This is a genomic window from Rhizobacter sp. P5_C2 (assembly GCF_054049715.1).
On record NZ_JBFULV010000016.1, the window covers coordinates 1 to 23,072 of the forward strand.

Annotated in this window: 19 protein-coding genes; 6 read left to right on the forward strand and 13 right to left on the reverse strand. The window is 67.3% G+C overall.

Going from position 1 to position 23,072, the window contains the following annotated elements; translation table 11 throughout:
• Both ACXJLU_RS07895 and ACXJLU_RS07900 read left to right on the forward strand, forming a co-directional pair.
• Positions 1-1,415: RHS repeat domain-containing protein (locus ACXJLU_RS07895; protein ID WP_457329890.1), on the forward strand; the 1,415-nt coding region annotated here is incomplete at its 5' end.
• A gap of 2 nt (positions 1,416-1,417) precedes the next feature.
• The gene (locus ACXJLU_RS07900) at positions 1,418-1,957 is read left to right on the forward strand and encodes a hypothetical protein (RefSeq protein ID WP_457329891.1); all 540 of its coding nucleotides are present in this window, start codon (positions 1,418-1,420) and stop codon (positions 1,955-1,957) included.
• Positions 1,958-2,227: 270 nt separating this feature from the next.
• Here ACXJLU_RS07900 and ACXJLU_RS07905 read toward each other — a convergent pair whose 3' ends face one another.
• The 6 genes from ACXJLU_RS07905 to ACXJLU_RS07930 all read right to left on the reverse strand — a co-directional run bounded on the left by ACXJLU_RS07905 (position 2,228) and on the right by ACXJLU_RS07930 (position 9,925).
• Positions 2,228-3,460 carry a carbohydrate porin gene (locus ACXJLU_RS07905; RefSeq protein WP_457329892.1) on the reverse strand — a complete coding sequence of 411 codons (1,233 nt, stop codon included), beginning with the start codon at positions 3,458-3,460 and terminating at the stop codon, positions 2,228-2,230.
• Positions 3,461-3,651: 191 nt separating this feature from the next.
• Complete coding sequence (locus ACXJLU_RS07910; protein WP_457329893.1) at positions 3,652-4,743, reverse strand: ABC transporter ATP-binding protein; 1,092 nt, start codon at positions 4,741-4,743, stop codon at positions 3,652-3,654.
• Positions 4,744-5,368: 625 nt separating this feature from the next.
• On the reverse strand, positions 5,369-6,682 hold the full coding sequence (locus tag ACXJLU_RS07915) for a GH1 family beta-glucosidase (RefSeq protein ID WP_457329894.1): 1,314 nt from the start codon (positions 6,680-6,682) through the stop codon (positions 5,369-5,371).
• Positions 6,683-6,715: 33 nt separating this feature from the next.
• Positions 6,716-7,564 carry a carbohydrate ABC transporter permease gene (locus ACXJLU_RS07920; RefSeq protein ID WP_457329895.1) on the reverse strand — a complete coding sequence of 283 codons (849 nt, stop codon included), beginning with the start codon at positions 7,562-7,564 and terminating at the stop codon, positions 6,716-6,718.
• Positions 7,565-7,568: 4 nt separating this feature from the next.
• Positions 7,569-8,576 (reverse strand): carbohydrate ABC transporter permease, encoded by a 1,008-nt coding sequence (locus ACXJLU_RS07925; RefSeq protein WP_457329896.1) that lies wholly within the window; start codon positions 8,574-8,576, stop codon positions 7,569-7,571.
• Between the two features lie 98 nt (positions 8,577-8,674).
• On the reverse strand, positions 8,675-9,925 hold the full coding sequence (locus ACXJLU_RS07930; protein WP_457329897.1) for an ABC transporter substrate-binding protein: 1,251 nt from the start codon (positions 9,923-9,925) through the stop codon (positions 8,675-8,677).
• Between the two features lie 633 nt (positions 9,926-10,558).
• On the opposite strand from ACXJLU_RS07930, the gene ACXJLU_RS07935 reads away from it, so the two are divergent.
• Positions 10,559-11,545 carry a LacI family DNA-binding transcriptional regulator gene (locus ACXJLU_RS07935; protein WP_073465757.1) on the forward strand — a complete coding sequence of 329 codons (987 nt, stop codon included), beginning with the start codon at positions 10,559-10,561 and terminating at the stop codon, positions 11,543-11,545.
• A 32-nt stretch (positions 11,546-11,577) separates the two neighbouring features.
• Here ACXJLU_RS07935 and ACXJLU_RS07940 read toward each other — a convergent pair whose 3' ends face one another.
• Positions 11,578-12,393: an HDOD domain-containing protein gene (locus tag ACXJLU_RS07940; RefSeq protein WP_073467355.1), complete on the reverse strand. Its 816-nt coding sequence runs from the start codon at positions 12,391-12,393 to the stop codon at positions 11,578-11,580.
• 226 nt (positions 12,394-12,619) lie between these two features.
• Between ACXJLU_RS07940 and ACXJLU_RS07945 the strand changes: the two genes are divergently transcribed.
• On the forward strand, positions 12,620-15,253 hold the full coding sequence (locus tag ACXJLU_RS07945; RefSeq protein WP_457329898.1) for a DUF3857 domain-containing protein: 2,634 nt from the start codon (positions 12,620-12,622) through the stop codon (positions 15,251-15,253).
• Here ACXJLU_RS07945 and ACXJLU_RS07950 read toward each other — a convergent pair.
• The 3 genes from ACXJLU_RS07950 to ACXJLU_RS07960 form a co-directional block, all read right to left on the reverse strand.
• Complete coding sequence (locus ACXJLU_RS07950; protein ID WP_073467340.1) at positions 15,222-15,983, reverse strand: TSUP family transporter; 762 nt, start codon at positions 15,981-15,983, stop codon at positions 15,222-15,224. The genes ACXJLU_RS07945 and ACXJLU_RS07950 overlap by 32 nt on opposite strands.
• Positions 15,984-16,256: 273 nt before the next feature.
• Entirely contained in the window at positions 16,257-17,771 is a 1,515-nt protein-coding gene (locus ACXJLU_RS07955) for a sensor histidine kinase (protein WP_457329899.1), read from the reverse strand.
• Positions 17,768-18,481 (reverse strand): response regulator, encoded by a 714-nt coding sequence (locus ACXJLU_RS07960; RefSeq protein WP_457329900.1) that lies wholly within the window; start codon positions 18,479-18,481, stop codon positions 17,768-17,770. Before ACXJLU_RS07960 ends, ACXJLU_RS07955 begins: the two co-directional genes overlap by 4 nt.
• 164 nt (positions 18,482-18,645) lie before the next feature.
• Here ACXJLU_RS07960 and ACXJLU_RS07965 point away from each other — a divergent pair, with 164 nt between their 5' ends.
• Together ACXJLU_RS07965 and ACXJLU_RS07970 are read left to right on the forward strand one after the other, a co-directional pair.
• A complete protein-coding gene (locus ACXJLU_RS07965; protein WP_457329901.1) occupies positions 18,646-19,197 on the forward strand; it encodes a sigma-70 family RNA polymerase sigma factor in 552 nt (183 codons plus the stop codon).
• Between the two features lie 116 nt (positions 19,198-19,313).
• Positions 19,314-20,252, forward strand: a complete 939-nt coding sequence (locus ACXJLU_RS07970) for a CysB family HTH-type transcriptional regulator (RefSeq protein WP_073467336.1) — start codon at positions 19,314-19,316, stop codon at positions 20,250-20,252.
• An 18-nt stretch (positions 20,253-20,270) separates the two neighbouring features.
• Here the strand turns inward: ACXJLU_RS07970 and ACXJLU_RS07975 are convergent, their stop codons facing one another.
• From ACXJLU_RS07975 to cysT, 3 genes are read right to left on the reverse strand one after another with little or no spacing between them, the layout of a single operon-like run.
• A complete protein-coding gene (locus ACXJLU_RS07975) occupies positions 20,271-21,326 on the reverse strand; it encodes a sulfate/molybdate ABC transporter ATP-binding protein (RefSeq protein WP_457329902.1) in 1,056 nt (351 codons plus the stop codon).
• A gap of 10 nt (positions 21,327-21,336) precedes the next feature.
• Positions 21,337-22,239 carry a sulfate ABC transporter permease subunit CysW gene (cysW, locus tag ACXJLU_RS07980; protein WP_457329903.1) on the reverse strand — a complete coding sequence of 301 codons (903 nt, stop codon included), beginning with the start codon at positions 22,237-22,239 and terminating at the stop codon, positions 21,337-21,339.
• Positions 22,236-23,069, reverse strand: a complete 834-nt coding sequence (cysT, locus tag ACXJLU_RS07985; protein ID WP_457329904.1) for a sulfate ABC transporter permease subunit CysT — start codon at positions 23,067-23,069, stop codon at positions 22,236-22,238. Before cysT ends, cysW begins: the two co-directional genes overlap by 4 nt.
• Between the last annotated feature and the right edge of the window lie 3 nt (positions 23,070-23,072).

The following is a 23,072-nucleotide window of genomic DNA, read 5'->3' on the forward strand; positions in this document are numbered from 1 at the left end:
TGGCAGGTGGGACCACACCGCACGAACGCTTCTACGACCTGAGCGGCCGCGTGACACGGTATCGACTGGGCAACGTCTTCCGCGACGTGACCTATGACGCCGCAGATCGCATCATCAGCTTCACGCACCTGAGCGCCAACGACGGCATCCCGCAGCCGGCGCTGGACCAGAGCTTCGGCTATGACGAGAACGACCGGATCACGCAGGTGACGACGCTCGCGAGCAGTTGGTCGATCACCTATGACCCCAACGGCAACCGCACGGGCGTGAGCCTGAACGGCAGCCCGAGCGTCTACAACGTCGAGGCCACGAGCAACCGGCTGGCCAGCATCACGAACCCTGCGCGCAGCTTCGGGTATGACAACGCCGGGAACACGATCACCGACAACCCGAACTACACGGCGACCTATGGCCTGAGCGGCTCGCTCGCGAGCATCACGAAGGCCGGCGTTACCGGCACGTACAGCTACGACGCCGACAAGCGGCGCATCCGCAAAGTGACGAGCGCGGGAGCCAGCAGCACGGTCATCTTCGTGTACGGACTCAACGGGGAGTTGCTCGGGGAGTACGACCAGAATGGAGCGGCCATCCGCGAATACGTGTGGCTCGACGACATTCCGGTGGCGATGTTCATGCCGGACCCGACGAACCCGAGCGGCGCGCCGCTGGTGTTCTACATCCATGCCGATCACCTGAACGCGCCCCGGCTTGTCGTCGACATGAACGACGCGATCCGCTGGCGATGGTTCGCCGAGCCGTTCGGCACGACAGCGCCCGAGGTCAATCCGAGCGGGCTTGGCGCCTTCACGCAGCACCTGCGCTTCCCGGGGCAGTACGCGGATGCCGAGAGCGGGCTTTGGTACAACTACTTCCGCTATTACGCGCCGGACGGTGGAGCGTACCGACAGAGTGATCCGATTGGACTCGATGGCGGCATCAACACCTACGCATACAGCTTCAACCAACCAACGAAGTACACAGATCCGCTCGGACTGCAGACCCCAGTCGCTTGTGCAAACCCAGTCAATGCTGCTGTTTGCGCAGAAGCAGGAGTAGGCGTCGGCGCTGGCTCCGGAGGTGCAGCGATCACTATCGCGCGTTTGCAGCAACTTGTTCGCGCTGCGGCGCAAGCCGCAGCAGATGCCGCCGACTCCGACAACGACAAATGCAATGACAAATGCAAGGAGAAAAAGGCCGAAGCGAGCGCTGCGTTCGCAAAGCTGGTTGACCGCCTGATTGACTACCTGACCGGCGGGTCGAGAGGACCGGATGCAGGTCATCTCAAAGCAATCGGTGAAGCGCAGAACAGATTGCAGAATGAGCTTCGCGGAGTGGAGCGGTACTGCAGGCCTCTGCCCCCTCAATATCCGTTCTGGCGGCAGTTGGCGGATCTCAACGTACCTAAAATCTTCTGACCATGAAGTATCCCGCCCTGCGGTTCACCAACGAGCTGTCTTCCGACCCCACCATCGGCGATCTGAGCGCAGCGCAGCGCAGATTGTTGTTGGAGCGGCTGTCATACGTCATTGAGCTTTGCGAGAAGATGGATGGTCTCCAGAGTCGGCAAGAGATTCGCGAGTTCCTGACGGACATTGAGCTTGATGCGTGGGTGAACATTGGCGCGCCGGAAGACGTCGCCGACAAGCCCATCAGTAGTTGGTTGGTCCACGTGAGCTGGGCGTCAGCTTTTTCCGACGGTGAGCCTCTATCGGCCGTTGAGCGTGACGTCCGAGACAGGCTAACCAGCGTCGGGGATGTCAGCTCAGCTCAGGCACTGACGAGTTGGATGAGCCAACAGGCGGCATTCATTCGCGCTTGTGCGACCCACGCGCTTGCCTCTGTAGATCTGGCTTCGTTTGTTGGTCACACGATTGGGATGAACGTGCTGCTGCTCAACCTTCTATCGACGATTGGTCGAGCACGGCTTATGGCGTCATGGCTGAAGCGTTCGGGCTAACGACCGGTCACCGCTGAACATCGCGAGCAAATTGCCCGCGACCGACCCGGCGACGTCACTTGACGCTTCATGCGATGGGGCTCATCAGAAAAAAGCCCGGCACGAGGCCGGGCCAACGTTCTCGCTTCGGACCCCCACCGCCGTGGGGATCCCGCAGGTCACCGCGCCGAGGCGCCGAGCCCGCGTGTCGGGCCGCACACCGGGGGAGTCGGGCAAGCACGATCCCCCAACCGCGGCAAAACCTGTCCTACCGGCGGCGACCCGGGCCGATCACCACCAGGTTTCGCCTTGGATCCCGATGGACGTGCCGGCCTTCTTGTCGCCGAAGACGGCTTGCGTGGTGCCGCCGAGGTTCAGGCGTGCTGCCTCGTTCCACGAGGCATGCGTGACGAACAGGCGCACGGTCGGGCGCGACCACGGGTCCTTGCCGGCCGAGGCGGCCAGCGTGCCGGTGATCTTCGTCATCGTCAGGTTGCCGGTGCTGCCGGCCGCTGCCGCGAGGGACGACCCGGCATCCGGCTTGACCTGGTCGTGGCCCACTTCGAGCAACGCGCGGAACGGCCCGCCGAGGTAGGTGTCGGTGCGCGCGCCGATGGCGAACCACTTGTTGCCGCCGTCGTTGATCTGCTTGTTGATGCGGTACTCGGCGATCGCATCCCAGCCAGTGGTCTCGCCGAACTTGCCGGTTTGCTGGATCACGATGCGGCTGTTCTTCGTCTCGCCCTGCTTGTCGAACTTGGCGCCGAAGATGGTCGCGCCGCCGAGCGTGCCGTTGATGGTCTGGTACGCGCCGATCGCGAGGCCCTTCGGCTGGTCCGGCGCTTCCTGGCCGTTGGCGCCGCCGGTCTTCGACTGCGCCGAGCCGGTCACGTAGATCGACAGGTCGCCGTTCGGGATGTCCTTGATGCCGGTCAGGCGCACCGGAATCGTGAAGCGGTTGTTCTTCACCGAGGTGTCGGTGGCGACACCCGGCACGCCGTAGTTCGGGTCCATCATGAACGCGATGCTGAGCTTGCCGACGCCCAGCTCCATGTCCTCGATGCCGGCACCGTTGCCGTCGTTGTTCTCGAGGAACTGGTCGTTGATGCCGAGCTGCAGGCGGTTGTAGAAGCGGCGGCCAGCCCAGACCTTGCCGTTGGCCAGCTGGCTGATGTGGTCGCCGTAGGTGTAGATCTGGCCGAAGCGCGTGGTCAGCGCGTCGGGCTGCGACTGGCCGGCATCCCAGGCCTTGTAGACGCTCGGCATCACGTGCACGTGCCAGTCGGAACCCTCGAACTCGGCCAGCTTCGCGTTGATGTTGGGCTCGACGACGTAGTCGCACTCGTTGCCCAGGCGCCATTTGGTGTCTGCACCGGCCAGCTGGTAGCAGACCTGGTTGCCGCCACGCGTGTTCAGGCCGACGCCTGCACGCATGTAGCCCGAGAAGTCGATGGCGGGTCCGGCGGCGGCCGAACCGACGGCGCCTGCAAGCGCCATCGCGAGGAACAGAGGTTTCTTGTTCATGGTGTCTCCTGGTCTCCTGTTGGGGTGGAAAGGTCGTTCGCCGAAGTGGCGGCTTTTGGCCTCTGGAGGGGCGGCCAAAACGGGGGCACCGCGCTGCGGCCGGGCACCGGGCGGTCTGTCCGGAAAACGCGAGAAATCGTTTTCATGACAGCGGTGTTCAGCGTGGGCAGCGAGGCGTGCATGGGGGATCCCTAGTGGAGGGCGAGGGCGGCGCCGTTGTCGTTGAACAGCAGTGCGCGCGAGGCCTGCGGCACGAGGCCGATGTCCTGGCCGGCGCCGAGCCCTTCGTGGTCGGCGCTGATGCGCAGCGAGACGGTGTTGGCGGTGCCGCGCAGCGTGGCGTGCACGATGATCGAATCGCCGAGGTGCTCGAGCAGGTCGACGCGTGCGGCGAGGCCGTTCTCGACGCGGCCGATGCCGAGGTGTTCGGGGCGGATGCCGAGCACGAGTTGGGCCGACGCGCCCGACGGCAGCCCGCCGGGCAGGCTGAGCGTGCCGGCCTGTTCGACGCGCAGCTGCACGGCGCCGCTGCCGGCGGCCGCGGCGACGCAGGGGATGAAGTTCATGCGGGGCGAGCCGAGGAAGCCGGCGACGAACTGGTTGGCCGGGTGCTCGTACAGCGACATGGGCGTTCCGACCTGCTCGATGCGGCCGGCGTTGAACACCGCGATGCGGTCGCCGAGCGTCATCGCCTCGACCTGGTCGTGCGTGACGTAGATCATCGTGTTGCCGATTTCCTTGTGCAGCTTCGACAGCTCGATGCGCATCTGCACGCGCAGTGACGCGTCGAGGTTGGACAACGGCTCGTCGAACAGGAAGACGCGCGGCTTGCGCACGATGGCGCGCCCGATCGCGACGCGCTGGCGCTGGCCGCCGGAGAGCGCCTTCGGCTTGCGTTCGAGCAGGTGCGTGATCTGCAGGATCTCGGCGGCGCGGCCGACGGCTTTCTTCACCTCGTCCTTCGACTGCCCGGCGAGCTTGAGCGCGAAGCCCATGTTCTCGGCGACGGTCATGTGCGGGTAGAGCGCATAGCTCTGGAACACCATCGCGACGCCGCGGTCGGCGGGCGGCACCTCGTTGATCAGGTCGCCGCCGATGCGGATCTCGCCCTGGTCGATGTCTTCGAGGCCGGCGATCATGCGCAGCAGCGTCGACTTGCCGCAGCCGGACGGTCCGACGAAGACGGCGAATTCACCGTCGGCGATGTCGAGGTCGATCCCGCGGATCACCTCGACGCTGTTCTCGTAGCTCTTGCGCACGCCGCGCAGGGTCAGGGTGGACATCTCTTCAAGTCTCCGATGTGTTCTTGCTGTGCGCGCGGGCTGCGGCAGGGAGGCTGGGCCGGGAGCTCATGCCGGGGTGGTCGGCCCGGGGGCCGACTCCACTGCGAAGATCGGCTTCGGGGGTGCATCGGCAAACTCCCTCCACTCACTTCGTTCGTTGTGGTCAAACAGTGCCGATGAGTCAGTCCACGAAGCGCGCTGGCGCGCGCCACCCCCGAAGCCGATCTTCTCCGTCACCCCAGAAATCGCCCCCAGCCCAGCCCCCCTGCCACAGCCCGCGAACGGTGAGTTTTCGACGAGCGACTTGCGTTCGACTTGGTGTTGGGCGAAAGCCGCTGTTGTCTCTGCAAAGGCGTGGGTGGGCAGGGTGTGGAGCGCCAATAGGGACGGGGCGCCGGAGCTGGCTGGATTCATGGCCCGCGTGCGCAGCACGCTTCGTGAACTGACTGTCGCCGACTGTTTGACCACAACGAACGAAGTGAGTGACGGGAGTTTCGGCGACGGGCCATGAAGCCAGTCAGCGGAGGGAAGTCTTCGCCCCGAGAGGGGCGAAGACCGGCCCGTCCGGCGCGCCACAGCCTGCCCACCCGCGCCTTTGCCGCTCCGATAGTCGAACGTCGTCATCTCAACCCCCACTCCGAGAGCGCGCGATGAACTCGCGATACCAATGCGCGCTGTCCTTCAGCGTGCGCTGCTGCGTCGCGTAGTCGACGTGAACCAGCCCGAAGCGCTTCGCGTAGCCGGAGTTCCACTCGTAGTTGTCGAGCAGACTCCAGTAGAAGAAGCCCCGCACGTCCACGCCCTGCGCGATCGCGTCGCGCACCGCGCCCAGGTGGCTGCTCAGGTAGTCGATGCGCTGCGGGTCGGCCACCTTGCCGCCCACCAGCTGGTCGGCGCAGGCCGTGCCGTTCTCGGTGATCCACACCGGCGGCAACGGGTAGTCCCGGTGGATCTTCACCAGCAGCTCGGTGAGCCCCTGCGGGTAGTTCTCCCAGCCCATGTCGCTCTCGCCGTGCAGCTTCGGCGCCGGGCGTGCCGGGTCCTCGCTCGAGGCCCAGATGCGGGTGTAGTAGTTGACGCCGAGGAAATCGAGCTTCTGCGCGATCACTTCGAAATCGTTTTCATGAGTGACCGGATAAAGATGTACCCCGGGGGCCGTCGGGTAGCGCTTCAGGAAGATCGGGTCCATGTACCAGCGCACGAAGGTCGCGTATTCGCGCTCGGCCAGCGCGATGTCGGTCGGGCTGTCGGTGGCGGGCGTGGCAGGCGACTGGTTCAGCACGATGCCCAGTGGCGCCTTCACGCCGGCCGCGCGCATCGACTGCAGCGCGAGGCCGTGCGACAGCAGCAGGTGGTGCGCAACCTGCACGGTGAGCTGCGGGTCCTTGAAGCCGGGCGCGAACTGGCCGTTGCCGTTGCCGAGGAACGCGGTGCACCACGGCTCGTTGTGCGTCGCGATGCTCGCGACGCGGTCGCCCAGCTGGCGGCCGATCACCGCGGCGTAGTCGGCAAAGCGATAGGCGGTGTCGCGCGAGCCCCAGCCGCCGAGGTCCTGCAGGGCCTGCGGCAGGTCCCAGTGGTACAGCGTCAGGTGCGGCGCGATGCCGCGCTCGAGCAGGCGGTCGACCAGCCGGTCGTAGAACGCCAGGCCCTTGTCGTTCCAGGCGCCGTGGCCGAGCGGCTGCACGCGCGGCCACGCGATCGAGAAGCGGTAGCTGTCGACGTTCAGCCCGGCGATCAACTCGACGTCGTCGGACCAGCGGTGGTAGTGGTCGCAGGCGACATCGCCGGTGTGGCCTTCGAAGGTCTTGCCCGGGGTGTGCGAGAAGGTGTCCCAGATCGACGGGCCGCGGCCGTCCTCATGGGCCGCGCCTTCGATCTGGTAGGCGCTGGTGGCGACGCCCCACGCAAAGCCGCGGGGAAATTTCGGGTCGGTCACGGGTCGGGATCCTTGAATGAGAAAGTCAGCGTCTCAGGCCTTGACCGCGCCTGCGGTCAGCCCTTCGATCAGCCGGCGCGAGGCCAGCACGAACATCACCAGCAGCGGCAGCACCGCGATCGACGAGCCGGCGCAGATGGCGCCCCACGGCGTCTGGCCGGTGCCCTGCAACGAGCGCAGCGCGAGCGGCACGGTGAACATCTCCATGTCGCGCATCACGATCAGCGGGCCCAGGAAGTTGTTCCACGCACCGATGAAGGTGACCAGGCCGAGCGTGCCCAGCGCCGGGCCGATCAGCGGCACGATGATGCGCAGGTAGATGCCGAACTCGCCGCAGCCGTCGATGCGCGCCGCATCGATCAGGTCGCGCGGGATCGCCGAGCCGATGTACTGCCGCATCATGAAGATGCCGAGCGCGCCGCACGCCGCCGGCACGATCAGCGCCTTCGGCTGGTTCAGCCAGCCGAGCCAGCTCATCGTCAGCGCGGTCGGGATCATCCCGACGAAGCTCGGCAGCAGCAGCGTCGCCATCACGAAGCCGAACAGCCGGTCCTTGTGCTTGAAGTCGTACATCGCGAACGCGAAGCCGGCCAGCGAGCAGAACAGCAGGTTCAGCGCGGTGATCGCCACCGCGATGTACAGGCTCCAGCTCAGGTTGCGCCAGAAGAACGGCAGGCGGTCGAGCAGCAGCTTGACGTTGTCGATGAAGGCATCGCCGAACCACAGCGGCGGCGGCACCGACAGGATCTCGCGGTTCGAGTGCGTCGCGAACACGAACATGAAATAGAACGGCGCCAGCATCAGCAGCGCACCGCCGAGCACGATGGCGTAGGCGCTCGCGGCGGTGGCCGGGTGGGCGAATCGGATCGAGGTCGCGCTCATCGCGTCAGGCCTTCTTTTCGCCGAGGATGCGGTTGTTGGCCCAGGTGACCAGCGCGATCACCATGAACAGCAGCCACGCGATGCTCGACGCGGTGCCGAAGTCGTTGTCGATGAAGGCGGTCGCGTACATGTGCATCGCCGCGGTCTTGCCGGCCTGGTCGAGGCCACCGGTGCCGCCGGTCAGGATGAAGGGCTCCTCGAACAGCTGCAGGTTGCCGATGATGGTCAGCGTGACCGCGAAGAAGATCATCGGCTTGAGCATCGGCAGCGTCACGTAGCGGAACTGCTGCCAGGCCTTCGCGCCGTCCATCGTCGCAGCCTCGAACAGGTCCTTCGGGATCGTCTGGATCGCCGACAGGTACAGCACGGTGTTGAAGCCGACATAGCGCCACCACACGACGAACGAGATCATCCACTTCGTGTAGTACGGCTGCGCCCAGTCGATGTTCTGCGCCGGGAACAGCCAGCCGAGCACCGGCACCTGCGACATCGCGCCGAGCGCCGCATTGACCACGCCGTAGTCGCGCGAGAACAGCGACGAGAACACCAGCGAGATCGCCACCGTCGACGTGATGAACGGCAAGAAATAGGCGCCGACCACCGCGTTGCGCCAGCGGCCGAACGCGGTGTGCAGGAAGAACGCCAGCGGCAGCGCCACCGCATGCTGCGGCACGCCCGACACGATGGCCATCCACACCGTGTTGTAGAGCGACTTGCGGAACCAGTCGTCGTTGGTGACGACGTAGATGTAGTTCTCCAGGCCCACCCACTGCATCGCGTCGAGCCCGGCCGCCGGCTCCCAGCGGTGGAACGACATGAAGATCGAGAACAGCAGCGGGAACAGCCCGAACACCAGGAACAGGATGAAGAACGGACTGATGAAGACGTACGGCGCGTAGTCGCGGAAGCTGAGTCGGCGCTTGCGCACGCCGGCTTGCGCGGCGGGCGCCGTCGTCGTCGTCGGGTCCGGGATCGACGGGTCGGAACTCGTCGGGACCGTGGGTTTGGGCATGGCCTGCATGGTGTCGGGTGCAGCCGGGCACGGCGGCTCGCGCCGCGCCCGGTCTGTCGGTCAGCTGAGGATCAGACGTGAGTCAGAGACGCAGCAGGTCAGCGGCGCACGCGCTTCTTGACCTGTTCCTGCGCATCGGCCAGGGCCGTCTTGATGTCCTTGTTCTGCTCGAGCACCTTGTCGAGCTCGGCGTTGACGACATCGTTGGCCACCGGGTCGTACTTGTCGACCGCGATCGCCTTGATCTTGTCGGCCGACACCTTCCACAGCTGGCGCGCCTTCTGGCCGCCCAGGTACTCGATCGGCTGGTCGAGGAAGGGATCGCTCTGCGCCTCGATCAGCGACGGGAAGGCGTCGAGGCTGCGGAAGGCCTCGATCTGCATGCCCTTGTCCAGCGTCATGAACTTGATGAAGTCCCAGGCCGCGGCCTTGTTGGCCGCCTTCTTCGGGATCGCGTAGAACGAGCCGCCCCACGAGGCGTAGGCGCCGTTCGGCAGTTGCGCCGAGCGCCACTTGCCCTTGGACTCCGGTGCCAGCCAGTTCGACAGGTGGCCCGCCAGCCAGGCGCCCATCATCTGCGAGGCCACCTTGTCGCGCTTGAAGCCTTCGCTCCATTCGTTGGACCAGGCGGTGATCTTGGCGTCGATGCCGGCGGCGCGCGCCGCCTTGGCCAGCTCGAAGCCCTTCTGGAAGCGCGGCGTGTTGATCAGCGGCGTGCCCTTCTTGTCGAAGAAGATGCCCTCGCCGTCCTTCAGGCCGGAGCGGATGTAGATGTCCTTGATGTCGACCGCGCTCGCGAGCAGGTAGGCGCCGGTCGCGGCCTTCACCTTCTTGCCCGATTCGATGTACGACTCCCAGCTCTTGGTGAGGTCGGCCTCGCTGACGCCGGCCTTGTCGAGCAGGTCCTTGCGGTAGAAGAGGGCGCCCGGCCCGATGTCGGCCGGCATCGCGGCCAGCGCACCGCTGCCGCTCATGCCCTGCGGCACGGTGAACTTGGCGATCTTCGACGTGGCCTGCAGGCCGTTGTACGGCGCCTTGCCGAGGTCTTCCAGCCCGCCCGATTCGGCGAACTTGCCGATGAAGCCCACTTCCACCGCCATCACGTCCGGCAGGTTGGCGCCGGTGGCGAGCGCCGTCGTCATCGCGGTGTGGTGGTCGCCGAAGGCCAGGCTGGTCAGCTTGATCTCGACCTCGGGGTGCAGCTTCTTGTAGAGCGGAATCGCCGCCTTGATGGCCAGGTCGAAGCTCGGGAAGGACGCCACCGTCAGCGTCGTCGTGGTCTGGGCCGAAGCGGCCGAGGCCAGCGCCAGTGCTGCGCTCAGCAGCAGGGGTTTCATCAGTCGTGTCACGTCGGGTCTCCTAAGGTCTTTGTGGACGCCGGGCGGGCTGCCTTTCGCTCCGCCGGCTGTTGTACAGGCTCGTGCCTGACGGGGGTCGAACTTCGGCCAGATCGGCTCGGCTGAAATCGATTTCACATCTGCAAACGATTTCAACCGTGGCCCGGCGGGGTGTCAATCGACAAAACCCGGGGTGGTTCACCACTGAGGGAAAGTCCTCTCCGGAGTCACCCTGAGGGGAATCCGGACAGTCCTGCCCACTTGAATGCGGTGGCATTTCTGAAATCGATTTCAGATCAGAGTGAATTAGAAGCGGGCTGCCAGCGCGGGTCAAGATGGTCCGACTCGGGGAAATCCCCGAGATCGTGCAGCTTGTTGCGGGCGTGTAACTCGTGCCAGATGGCGCTGCAAGCGAGCATTGGCGCCATTCGTGGCTTGAGTGGTGCGACTGATCGCCAGCGCCGGCACACATTCGGCGCGCGCGGGAGCGAGCCATCTGTCCCGGTCATGGTGCCATCTGGTTTTGGCACGGTCATGAAAACGTTGCCATACTTGAAACCCCATGCAAAATCGCGAATCGCCCTCTCGCCACAGCCCACCGTGACCCGTCCGAATGTCCGTTCGCCCCTGACCGTCCCGGCTGCCGTGACCCTGCTCGACGTGGCGCGCGAGGCCGGCGTCTCGCCGAGCACGGTGTCGCGCATCCTGAACGGCACCGCCCGCGTCACCTCCGACAAGCGCCAGGCGGTTGAAACCGCCATCAGCAAGCTCGACTTCAAGCCCAACCTGTTCGCGCGCAGCCTGAAGACCGGCACCACGATGACCATCGGCATCCTGGCGCAGGACATCGAGAGCCCGTTCTACACGCGGGCGATGAAGGGCATCGAGACCGGGCTGCTGGGCAGCGGCTACGCGCCCATCATCGTCAGCGGGCACTGGGATGCGCGCGAGGAGGCCGAGCGGGTGCGGCTGCTGATGACGCGCCGCATCGACGGCGTCGTGATCCTGACCGGCCACATGGATGATGCGCAGATCGTCGAGTTCGCGCGGCACCAGCCGATCGTCGTGACCGGCCGCCACCTCGACAGCCACAACATCATCGCGATCAAGCTCGACCAGGTGCGGGGCGGCTACCTGGCCACGCGCCACCTGATCTCGCTCGGGCACCGGCGCATCGCCCACATCGCCGGCGTGCGCGACCACGACGACGCGAAAGACCGCTACCAGGGCTACCTGCAGGCGCATGAAGAGGCCGGGCTGACGCCCGACCCCGAGCTGGTGGTGCAGGGCGATTTCACCGAGCCGGGTGGCCTGTTCGCGATGACGCGGCTGCTCGACGGCGGACGCTCGTTCAGCGCGGTGTTCTGCGCGAACGATCAATCGGCCTTCGGTGCGCGGGTGGTGCTGTACCGCCGCGGCATCCGGGTGCCGGACGATGTGTCGCTGGTCGGTGTCGACGACCTTCCGGCCGCCGCCTACCTGACGCCGCCGATCACGACGGTGCGCCAGCCGATCTACGAAATGGGCCTGTATGCGGCGCACGCGCTGCTGGGCATGCTCGGCCACGCCGCCGAAGAGGTGCACGTGCCGCCGCTCGAATTGATCGTGCGGGAGACGACGCGGCGCGTGTGATGGACGATTCCCGGATTGGCATCCGGGCTACGTCACCGCGCTTCCGCGTCTTCTATTTGCTGCTTGACCTTGCGCGCACCACGCAACACCAGGGTCTCATCGAGCAAGGCCTGCGGCGCCACCGCGCGCGCCACTTCCTCGAGTGAATCCGGGTCGGTCATCAGCGCGTTCGCCAGCGCCGACAGCGCGCAGATCGAACGCCGCGGCACCTGCGGCGGCAGTTCGCGCGTCGCGTTCACCGTCACGTGGTGGCGCACGCTGGCCACCGCCGCCTGCGCCAGGCCCCAGCTTTCGCACAGCGCCGCCCCGAGCAGGTCGTGGCTGACGCCGAAGGCCTGGCTCTCGAGGTACATCAATTCGGTGTCGTCCGCGGCCGACGCCAGCATCGGCTGGTAGATCGCCTGCGAGTGCTTGAACAGCACTGCCTTGCCGCATTCCTCGAACAGCCCGGCCGAGTGCGCGCCCCACGGGTCCACGCTCAGCACCTGGCCGATGCGGCCCATCAGCAGGCCGCGCACGCCGGCGCGCTGCCACAGCGGTTCCAGTTCGGGCGCCGCCGGGAACACCGCGCGCAGGCCCATCTCGAAGGTGACGGCCGCGACTTCGCGCGTGCCGAGGTAGGTGACGGCCTGCTGCACGCTCTGCACGCGGCCCTTCAGGCCGTACAGCGACGAGTTCACCGCCTTCAGCACGGCCGAGGCCAGCGCCATGTCGCTCTCGATCAGCCGGGCCAGCGCCTGCAGGTTCACTTCGTCCTCGGCGAGCAGCAGGGACAACTTCACCAGCGCCTCCGGCTGGGCGGGCACGTCGATGTTCAGTGAACGCAGCTTGGGGTCGATGACAGGCATGGCGGAATCCGGGTGATAGAGCAGTTCTTCACGCTCCATGCTACGCATCAGGCTCGATGCCGATCCGCTGAACAGGCGGGAATTTCAGCCTTTGTTGGCGCCGCAGACACCCACCGGGCGCCGGCAGGGCCTCGGATTCACCGACACTGCACGCCATTCATCCGCCGCACACGACAGGCGGAGAACACGTACGCGCATGGGTCGCGCCCTGGAGGGGGATGTCTTGATGTTGAACTTTCGCATTCGCGGGCTGCAGGGTCTCGTCGCGGGCTTGCTGGCCTGGGCCACCGTGGCCGTCGCGGCGCCGGCAGCCGATTTCACCATCGCTGCGCCACCGGCCTGGGTCGAAGCCATCGCCCCGGACATGGCGGCTTCGGCGCCCACCGAGCAGGTGAGCGCAGGGGTGCACTACCTGCTGTCGGACACGCAGACGCGGGTTGACGCACAGGACCGGACGACCTACCGGCACATCGCGATGAGGGCGGTGAACCCGTCGGGGGTCGAATCGGCGGCACATGTGGAGATCGGCTTCGACCCGGCCTACCAGGCCCTGACCTTGCATTCGATCCGCTTGCACCGCGACGGCCGCACCATCTCCAAGCTGAATGCGGCTGCCGTCAAGGTCCTGCAACAGGAGAAGGATCTCGAGTACCGCATCTTCGACGGCAGCAAGACCGCGCACGTCTTCCTCGAAGACGTGCGCGTCGGCGATGTCGTCGAGTACGCCTACTCGGCACGGGGCAGCAATCCGGTGTTCGGGAACCGGCATTTCGGCCGCGTCGAACTTCAATGGAGCGTGCCGGTGCACCATCTGGTGGGCCGGCTGGTGTGGCCCGCGAGCCGCCCGCTGGCGTTGCAACCGCTGCGCACCGCGTTGCGGCCTGCCGTCTCGGAGCATGACGGCCTGATCGACCACCGCTGGGAAGCGCACGACGTGGCACCGTTGACGATCGAGTCCGGCGCCCCGGACTGGTTCAATCCCTATCCTTTCGTGCAGTGGAGCGAGTTCGCCGACTGGGCCGCCGTGGCACGGTGGGCCGAACCGCTGTATCGCAAGCCCGTCATCCTGGGCCCGGCTCTGCGTGCAGAGGTCGATCGCATCGACGCTGCGGGCGGCAGCCCGCTCTACAAGGCAGCGAAGGTGCTGCGCTTCGTGCAGGGCGAGATCCGCTACCTGGGGGTGGAGGTGGGTCCGGGCTCGCATGCGCCGACGTCACCCGACACCGTGCTCGACCGCCGTTTCGGCGACTGCAAGGACAAATCGCTGCTGACGGCCACGATGCTCAACGCGCTGGGCATGCAAGCGCATCCGGCACTGGTGCACACCGGTTCGCGTGGGACGATCGCCAGTCTGCAGCAGACCCCGGGCGCCTTCAACCATGTGGTGGTGCGGGCAGAGGTCGATGGAACGACCTACTGGCTCGACCCGACGCGTTCGCCGCAACCGGGCACGCTGGACACCCTGGTGCAGGCCGACTTCGGCCGTGCGCTCGTCATCCGCGCAGGCACCACCGGATTGACCGAGATGCCGCCGGCACCCCAGCAGCATCGCGAGGTGCGCATGCTGATCGACGCCAGCGCCGGCCTGGACAAACCGGCGCGCTTGACGGTGGTCACCATCGCGGACGGCTCCTACGCGGAGTCGATGCGCAACAGCCTCGCGACGGCCACCCGCGAAGACCAGCAGAAGAACTACCTCAATTTCTACGCCCGGTACTACCCCGACATCGCGGTCGATCGCCCGATGACGGTGGCCGACGACGGGTCTGCCAACCGGGTGACCGTGACGGAGAACTACCGCATCGCCGCCTTCTGGACACGCAACGAGGACAAGAAGCGACTGGAGGCCGGCGTGTTCGCCCCCGACATGGAAGATGCGCTGCGCGGGCCCCGCCTGACACGCCGCGATGCCCCGTTGGGGTTGGGCCTGCCGACTGAGTTCGTGCACAGGGTCGAAGTACGGCTGCCCGAAGCCTGGCCGATCGAGCCGCAGCACACCGAGGTCAAGGACGTGGCCTTCAGCTTCGAGCACAGCGTTGGCAGCAGCACCGACAACCGGGTGGTCAACCTGCGCGAGCGGCTGGTCTCGCACCTCGATCACGTCGCCGGCGCCGATGCACAGCGCTATGCCGGCAACCTGGAGCGGGCGCGCGGCAGCCTCGGCTACACCTTCTACAAGTACGACGCCGCAGCGCTGCCGGCGGCCGCTGCCGGCACAGGCTTCAACTGGCTGGTCGCATTCGTCGGCGCGATGTTCGCCGGGCTCTGGTGCACGTTGGCGTGGAAGCTGTACTGCTGGGATCCGCTGCCCCGAGCGTCCGTGCAGAATCCTTCGCTCGCCGGCATCGGCGGGTGGCTGGTGCTGGCGGGCCTGTCGCTGGTCGTCACGCCGGTGCGGCTGGTGTTCGACCTCGGGCAGACCTTGCCGAGCTACTCGCTGCAGACCTGGAACGCGGTGACTGTCGCCGGGCAGAGCGCCTACGACCCGATGTGGGCGCCGGTGCTGCTGATCGAGCTGGCCATCAACCTGGCCAAGCTCATTTTCGTGGTCATGATCGCGGTGCTGTTCTTCCGCAGGCGCAGCAGCCTGCCCGCCCTGCTCATTGGGTGGATGGTGATCACGCCCCTCGTCCACGCGGCCGATCTGGTGGTGGCGGCCCGGTTGCTCAAGACCGACGACGCTGCATCGACGCGCGACTGGGCCGAGGTCGGCCGTTCCGTGCTCTTCAGCCTGCTGTGGACGCTGTACTTCCTGCGCTCCGAGCGGGTGGCCGCCACGTTCACGCGCCGCCTGCAGATCGAGTCCCGTCCAGCGCCCGCGGAGAACGTCAGCGCAGAAACGCGTCCCAGCCCGTCTTGAGGATCAGCGCTGACACGACGGCGATGAACACCCCGCGCACGAAGCCCGCGCCGTGCTTCAGCGCGAGCCGCGTGCCGAGCAGGCTGCCGATCACGTTGGCCACCGCCATCGTCAGCGCGATGTGCCACCACACATGGCCCTTGATCGCGAACAGCGCGAGCGCGGCCAGGTTGGTCGCGGTGTTCAGCAGCTTCGCGCTGGCGCTCGCGTTCAGGAAGTCGTAGCCGAGCAGGCGCACGAACAGGAAGACGAAGAAGCTGCCGGTGCCGGGGCCGAAGAAGCCGTCGTAGAAGCCGATCACCAGGCCGATGCCGCTGGCCAGCAGCGCCTGCGTGCGCCCGGTGTGCAGCGGCGCATGCGTGCGGCCCATGTCCTTGCGCGCCAGCGTGTACGCGAGCACCCCGATCAGGATCAGCGGCAAGGCCTTGCGCAGGCCGTCGGCGCTGACCAGCGTCACGGTCCACGCGCCGCTCAGCCCGCCGACCAGCGCCGCCACCGCGGCCGGCAGCAGCGCGCTCCACTGCAGTTCGACGCGCTTGGCGAACTGCGCCGTGGCCCAGCCGGTGCCCCAGACGCCGGCGCCCTTGTTGGTGCCCAGCAGCGTGGCCGGCGGCGCGCTCGGGTAGACGCTGAACAGGGCCGGCACCAGGATCAGCCCGCCGCCGCCGACGATGGCATCGATGAAGCCTGCGAACAAGGAAGCGAGCGTGACCGTGACGAGATCGAGCATGTGTGCGCAGGGGGAAGAAACGGAACCGCAGAATGGGAAAGGGCGCCAGGATCACCTGGCGCCCTTCGCATTTTGTCATCGGTCCGGTCGCTCTCTGGAGTGCCGGCCTGTCGGTGTGTCGCAGCCTTTGAACGCGTGAATGACGCGACCCTCGGATGCGTTGTGTCTGTCTCCTCAGTCCCCCGCCCAGCCGGTCATCCGGGGATGTCGGCCGCGAGTGGGCGGATTTTGGGAGCAGGGCCCCACGCACGCACTAGGTGTTTTCCTGCACCGTTACAGGGCAGCGCTGTCCCGCAGCAAAGGAATGCGCAGGGTCACGCGTGTTCCCTGTCCGACCGGGCTCTGCACCGCGACATCGCCGCCATGCAGTTCCGTGATCCGCTTCACGATCGCGAGCCCGAGGCCCTTGCCGCCCTCGCCGGTGGCGGGCGCCACCTTGGTGCGCGCTTGGTAGAAGCGATCGAACAAATGCGGCAGGTCGATGGCCGGGATGCCCGGCCCGGTGTCGCTGACGCTGACCTCGGCCTGCGTGCCGACGCTCGCGGCGGCCAGCGTGACGCGGCAGCCGCGGCCGCAGAACTTCAGCGCGTTGTCGACCAGGTTCGCGATCGCGCGCTCGAAGAGCTCGACGTCGACCTCGGCCGGCACCGGCACCTCGCCGACCTCGGCCTGCAGCTCGACGCCCGACTGCGCCGCGCGCTCGGCGAAGCGCATCTGGATGTCGTTGAGCAACTCGCGCAGGTCGACCTGCTCGGCGCGCAGCTGGAAGCTCGGCTCGTCGAGCGTCGCGAGGTCGCCCAGCGCCTTCACCAGCCGCGACGCATTGCGCGTGTTGCGCAGCGCCACCTCGACCAGCCGGCGGTCTTCGGCACGCGCCGCGTCGCCGACCCAGCGCGCCTCCAGCGTCTCGAGGCAGGCATCGGTCGCGGTCAGCGGCGAGCGCAGGTCGTGCGACAGGTTGCTGACCGCCTCGCGCCGGAAGTGATCGAGCCGGCTCAGCGCATTCCACTGCCGCTGCAGCGTCGCGAGCATCGCACCGAAGGCGCGCGTCAGCTGCCCGAACTCGTCGGCGGTGGCCGGCGGCAGCAGCGGCTGCGCATCGGCCGCGCCATGCTGCAGGCCTTTCTCGGACAGCATCGCGACCGCATCGGTGAGCCGCCGCAGCGGGCGGGTCACCGATGCGATGACCATCGCCGCGAGCAGCGTCGTCAGCATCACGATGCCGGCGATCACGCCGAGCGCCGGCCGCGCCACGCTCGCGCTCAGCACCTGCCAGCGGTCGGGTGGCAGCTCGGCCTTGTGCGCCACCAGGTAGAGGTAGCCGGCGAGGTTGTCGCCGGCGCGGATCAGCGGGCGGCCGATCGGCCGCGCGGCGATCACCGCATCGGCATCCATGCGCTCGGGGTCGTCGCCCATCACGTACGACGAGCCCTGCGACGACACCGCCTGCCGCACCGGGTCGATCGCGACGCGGAAGCCGGGCGCGAGCTTCGCCGAGCCGGTGCTCGCGAGCACCGTGCCCTGCACGTCGAGCAGGTAGAGCTGGGTGTCGGGCTCGAACAGCACCAGGTTCTTCAGGAAGGCGTCGAAGTCCTGCGGGTGCAGCTCATGCATCTCGAACAGGTTGTCGTACATCGCTACGACGCGGCCGAGGAACAGCGTCGCGCGCTGGTAGGTGGTCTCGTGCTCGAAGCGCTGGAACGCGAAGGCCACGGTCGCGATCACCGCGAGCGCGGTGACCAGGCCGGTCGCGAGGATGGTCAGCGCGATCTTGAGGCGGACGCTCATGCTGGGGCGTCGCGCATCTTGTAGCCGGCGCCTCTGACGGTGAGGATCAGCTGCGGGCGCATCGGGTCGGCCTCGAGCTTGGCGCGCAACCGGTTGATGTGCGTCGTCACCGTGTGCTCGTAGCCGTCGTGCGTGTAGCCCCACACCGCGTTCAGCAACTGCCCGCGCGAGAACACATGCCCCGGGTGGTTGGCAAAGTGCAGCAGCAGGTCGAACTCGAGCGCGGTGAAGTCGATCTCCTCGCCGCGGTAGCGCACCTGGCGCTTGGTCGGCAGGATCTCCAGGTCGCCATTGCGCAGCGTGCTGGCCTGCGCCTGCGCGCCGGCCTGGGCGGCGCGCAGCAGGTCGGCGCGGCGCAGCAGCGCCTTCACGCGCGCCAGCAGCTCGGCCAGCGAGAACGGCTTGGTCAGGTAGTCGTCGGCGCCGAGCTCCAGCCCGAGCACGCGGTCGAGTTCGGTCGCCTTGGCGGTGAGCATCAGGATCGGCGTGCTGCGGCCGCGCGCGCGCAGCGCCTTGCAGACTTCCAGCCCGTCCAGGCCCGGCATCATCAGGTCGAGGATCAGCAGGTCGCTCGCCTGCTCGTTCTGGCTGGCCAGCGCCGCGATGCCGTCGGCCACGGCCGTCACGGCATAGCCCGAATTGCTGAGGTTCAGCACGATCAGATCGCGGATGTCGGTCTGGTCTTCGGCGACGAGGATGGTGGCGGGCATGGGGGCATTGTCGTGCGGGCCGGGAAGCTTCTTACGCTCCGTCGATCACGCCGGACAGCGCGTCCTGAGGCAAATGTGATCTTCCTGTGAGGTTCGGCGACAGCGGCGCGAGGTGCGGTGGCCACAGTCACCCCATCGACAACGACCGATCCCAGGAGCCCCCCATGCAAGCCAACGCCCACGCCACTGCCGCCCCGACCGCCTTCCTGCCGGCCGCCGTGTCCTGGTCGGAGATGGTCTCGTACCGCGGCTACCTGGTGCGGTTCGCGCAGCGCAAGCTGCACGACCCGATGCTGGCCGAGGACGTGGTGCACGACGTGTTCGAGGCGGTGATCTCCGGCCGTGCCAGCTTCGGCGGGCGGGCCGCGCTGCGCTCGTGGCTGACGGCAGTGCTGAAGAACAAGATCGTCGACCTGGTGCGCCAGCGCGCCGGGCACGACAGCCTGGACGCGCACTGGCTGGACGACGACGGCGAAGCGATCGGCGCCGCGGCGCTCGAATGCCCTCAGGCCCGGCCGGACGAAGTCGCCGAGCAGCGCCAGCAGCTCGACCGGATGCTCGCGCGCATCGAGGCGCTGCCGACCGGCTTGCGCGACGTGATGCGCCTGCGCGTGTTGCACGACCAGCCGACCGAGCAGGTGTGCGCGGCGCTGGCGATCACCGAGGACAACCTGTTCGTGCGCCTGCATCGCGCCCGCAAGCAGCTGCTGTCGTGATCCCCACGCGAATATGGTCATAAGGAATCATTCGTTGTAGGAGGCCGGTGCGCTCAGCAGAATCACGCACCTACTCATGCGCATGCCGCGCCACCCCCGCGGCCGCGCCCACGCGAATGAATTTCCAGCAACTGCGGTCTGTCCGCGAGACCGTCCGCTGCGGCTTCAACCTGACCGAGGTTGCCGCGGTGCTCCACACGTCCCAGCCCGGCATCAGCCGGCAGATCCGCGAGCTCGAGGACGAACTCGGCATCGAGATCTTCGTGCGCGCCGGCAAGCGGCTCACCGGCCTGACGCCGCCCGGCGAGGCGGTGCTGCCGATCGTCGAGCGGCTGCTGCTCGACGCCGAGAACCTGCGCCGCGCCGGCGACGAATTCAGCGCGCAGACCAGCGGCCGGCTGTCGATCGCGGCCACCCATTCGCAGGCCCGCTATGCGCTGCCGGCCGTCGTGCGCGACTTCCGCCAGCTCTACCCGCAGGTCACGCTGAACCTGCACCAAGGGTCGCCGAAGCAGGTGGCCGAGATGCTGCTGTCCGGCGAGGCCGACATCGGCATCGCGACCGAGGCGCTGGCCAGCTACGAGCAGCTGGTGGCGCTGCCGTGCTACCGCTGGACGCACAGCGTGGTGGTGCCGATCGGCCATGACCTGCTGAAGCAGGAGGGGCCGCTGACGCTGCAGCGCCTCGCGCGCTACCCGATCATCACCTACGACGTCGGCTACACCGGCCGCACCCACATCGACGAGGCCTTCGCCGCCGAGGGGCTGAAGCCGAGCGTCGTGCTGACCGCGATGGACGCCGACGTGATCAAGACGTACGCCGAACTTGGCATGGGCGTGGGCATCGTCGCGTCGATCGCGTTCGATTCGGAACGCGACCGGCAACTGCGCGCAATCGATGCGCGGGATCTGTTCGCGGTGAACCTGACGCGGCTCGCGGTGCGGCGTGGCACGTGGCTGCGGGGGTATGTGTATTCGTTCATCGAGGCGTTCGCGCCGACGTTGACGCGCGAGACGGTGGAGCGGTCGTTGAACGGGGAAGCGGTCGAAGAGTAGCCAGGCCCAGCGCACCCCTCAAATCATCGCCGCCGGGTCCGGCAACTCATCGCTCGCGAACCGCTGCACCCGCCGCGGCTTCAAATGCACGCGCGAACCGGTCGCCAGCTGCAGCTTCTCGCGCAGCCCCTGGTACTCCGAGCGCGGCAGCTCCACGTCCACATAGCTGCCGTCGTCCTCGCGCTTGAACTCCAGCCGCGTGTTCGGCCCGACCGTCAGCGCCTGCGACAGCGTCACCTCCAGCGTGCCTTCCTCGGCCGCGCCGAGGATCTGCAGCTCGTGCGGCCGCACGTAGCTCACGTCCTCGGCCGCCGTGCCCGCGCCGCTGCGCCCGAAGCGCCCGTGGAACAGGTTCACGTCGCCGAGGAACTGCAGCACGAACGGGCTGGCCGGGTGGTCGTACACCTCGTCCGGCGGGCCGTCCTGCTCGATGCGGCCCTGGTTCATCACGACGATGCGGTCGGCCACCTCCATCGCCTCTTCCTGGTCGTGCGTGACGAACACGCTGGTCACGTTCATCTCGTCGTGCAGCCGGCGCAGCCAGCGGCGCAGCTCCTTGCGCACCTTGGCATCGAGCGCGCCGAACGGCTCGTCGAGCAGCAGCACCTTCGGCTCCACCGCCAGCGCGCGTGCGAGCGCGATGCGCTGGCGCTGTCCGCCCGACAACTGGTGCGGGTAGCGGTCGGCGATCCAGTCGAGCTGCACCAGCTTCAACAGGTCGGTCACCTTGGCCTTGATCTCGGCATCGCTCGGCCGCGTCGCCTTGGGCCGCACGCGCAGCCCGAACGCGACGTTCTCGAAGATCGTCATGTGGCCGAACAGCGCGTAGTGCTGGAACACGAAACCCACCTGGCGCTCGCGCACGTCGGTGTGGGTCGCGTCCTCGCCGTGGAACAGCACGGTGCCGCTGTCGGGGACCTCCAGCCCCGCGATGATGCGCAGCAGCGAGGTCTTGCCCGAGCCCGACGGCCCGAGCAGCGCGACCAGCTCGCCGGCCGGGATGTCCAGGTTCAGGTTGTCGCAGACGACGGTCTTGCCGAAGCTCTTCTTCAGGTTGCGGACTTCGATGCTCATTCTGGAAACCTCATTCCGAGCGGCCTTCGGCCGACTTCTTCTGCGCGCGCACGCGGCGCTCGACCACGTACTTCAACACCAGCGTGACGAGCGCGAGCCCGGCCAGCAGCGACGCCACCGCGAACGCCGCCGCGAACTGGTATTCGTTGTAGAGGATCTCGATGTGCAGCGGCATCGTGTTGGTCTGCCCGCGGATGTGGCCCGACACGACGCTGACCGCGCCGAACTCGCCCATCGCACGCGCATTGCACAGGATCACGCCGTACAGCAGCGCCCACTTGACGTTCGGCAGCGTGATGCGCCGGAAGATCTGCCAGCCGTTGGCGCCCAGCACGCGGGCCGCTTCTTCCTGCTCGGTGCCCTGCGCCTGCATCAGCGGGATCAGCTCGCGCGCGACGAACGGGAAGGTCACGAACACGGTCGCGAGCACGATGCCCGGCACCGCGAAAATGACCTTCAGGTCGTGGTCGCGCAGCCATTCGCCCCACCAGCCCTGCAGGCCGAAGATCAGCACGTAGATCAGCCCGGAGATCACCGGGCTGACCGAGAACGGCAGGTCGATCAGCGTCAGCAGCACGTTCTTGCCGCGGAACTCGAACTTCGCGATGCACCACGCGGCGGCGATGCCGAACACCAGGTTCATCGGCACCGAGATGGCCGCCGCGATGAAGGTCAGCTTGATCGCCGACAGCGCATCGGGGTCGGTGATGGCCGCGAGGTAGACGCCGACGCCCTTCTTGAACGCCTCGGCGAACACGATGGCCAGCGGCACGAACAGGAACAGCGTCAGGAACGCGAGCGCGATGCCGATCAGCGTCCACTTGACCCACGCGGGCTCGGTGGTGGCCGATTGCAGATGGCGCGGGCTCACGGCCGCACTCGCGGTGTTGCGGGGAACGGTCACGGTGTTCATCGTCCCTGCCTTGCTCTCGTCCAGGCCTGCAGCCCGTTGATCCCCAGCAGCAGCGCGAACGCGCTGACCAGCATCACCACCGCGATCGCGGTGGCGCCGGTGTAGTCGTACTGCTCGAGCTTCGTGATGATCAACAGCGGCGTGATCTCGCTGATCAGCGGCATGTTGCCGGCGATGAAGATCACCGAGCCGTATTCACCCAGCGCCCGCGCGAACGCGAGCGCGAAGCCGGTGAGCAGCGCCGGCGAGATGATCGGGAAGATCACCTTCGTGAAGGTCTGCAGCCGCGACGCGCCGAGCGTGGCCGCGGCCTCCTCGATCTCCTTGTGCAGGTCTTCGAGCACCGGCTGCAGCGTGCGCACGACGAAGGGCAGGCCGATGAAGGTCAGCGCGACGAACACGCCGAGCGGCGTGAAGCTGACCTTGAACGGCAGGTAGCGGCCGATCCAGCCGTTCTGCGCGTACAGCGCGGTCAGCGCGATGCCGGCCACCGCGGTGGGCAGCGCGAACGGCAGGTCGACCAGCGCATCGACCAATCGCTTGAACGGAAACTCGTAGCGCACCAGCACCCACGCAACGACGAGGCCGAACACCGCGTTCATCAGCGCGGCGGCGAACGACGCGCCGAAGGTGAGCCGGTACGACGCGAGCACGCGCGGCGAGGTGACGGCGTCCCAGAACGCCGGCCAGGTCATCGTGGCCGTCTTCAGGAAGGCCGCCGACAGCGGCAGCAGCACGATGAAGCTCAGGTACAGCAGCGTGAAGCCGAGCGCCAGGTCGAAGCCGGGCAGCACGCTGTGCCGCTTCAGCAGGGTGCGGGTGAACAGCACGGG

Coding starts and splice junctions, on each gene's coding strand:
- ACXJLU_RS07925 (WP_457329896.1), bottom strand. CDS start 8,576: ATGCCCAAACCCACGGTCCCGACGAGTTCCGACCCGTCGATCCCGGAC.
- ACXJLU_RS07960 (WP_457329900.1), bottom strand. CDS start 18,481: ATGCCCGCCACCATCCTCGTCGCCGAAGACCAGACCGACATCCGCGAT.
- ACXJLU_RS07945 (WP_457329898.1), top strand. CDS start 12,620: ATGTTGAACTTTCGCATTCGCGGGCTGCAGGGTCTCGTCGCGGGCTTG.
- ACXJLU_RS07940 (WP_073467355.1), bottom strand. CDS start 12,393: ATGCCTGTCATCGACCCCAAGCTGCGTTCACTGAACATCGACGTGCCC.
- ACXJLU_RS07965 (WP_457329901.1), top strand. CDS start 18,646: ATGCAAGCCAACGCCCACGCCACTGCCGCCCCGACCGCCTTCCTGCCG.
- ACXJLU_RS07955 (WP_457329899.1), bottom strand. CDS start 17,771: ATGAGCGTCCGCCTCAAGATCGCGCTGACCATCCTCGCGACCGGCCTG.
- ACXJLU_RS07975 (WP_457329902.1), bottom strand. CDS start 21,326: ATGAGCATCGAAGTCCGCAACCTGAAGAAGAGCTTCGGCAAGACCGTC.
- ACXJLU_RS07905 (WP_457329892.1), bottom strand. CDS start 3,460: ATGAACAAGAAACCTCTGTTCCTCGCGATGGCGCTTGCAGGCGCCGTC.
- ACXJLU_RS07970 (WP_073467336.1), top strand. CDS start 19,314: ATGAATTTCCAGCAACTGCGGTCTGTCCGCGAGACCGTCCGCTGCGGC.
- ACXJLU_RS07920 (WP_457329895.1), bottom strand. CDS start 7,564: ATGAGCGCGACCTCGATCCGATTCGCCCACCCGGCCACCGCCGCGAGC.
- ACXJLU_RS07950 (WP_073467340.1), bottom strand. CDS start 15,983: ATGCTCGATCTCGTCACGGTCACGCTCGCTTCCTTGTTCGCAGGCTTC.
- ACXJLU_RS07900 (WP_457329891.1), top strand. CDS start 1,418: ATGAAGTATCCCGCCCTGCGGTTCACCAACGAGCTGTCTTCCGACCCC.
- ACXJLU_RS07910 (WP_457329893.1), bottom strand. CDS start 4,743: ATGTCCACCCTGACCCTGCGCGGCGTGCGCAAGAGCTACGAGAACAGC.
- cysW (WP_457329903.1), bottom strand. CDS start 22,239: ATGAACACCGTGACCGTTCCCCGCAACACCGCGAGTGCGGCCGTGAGC.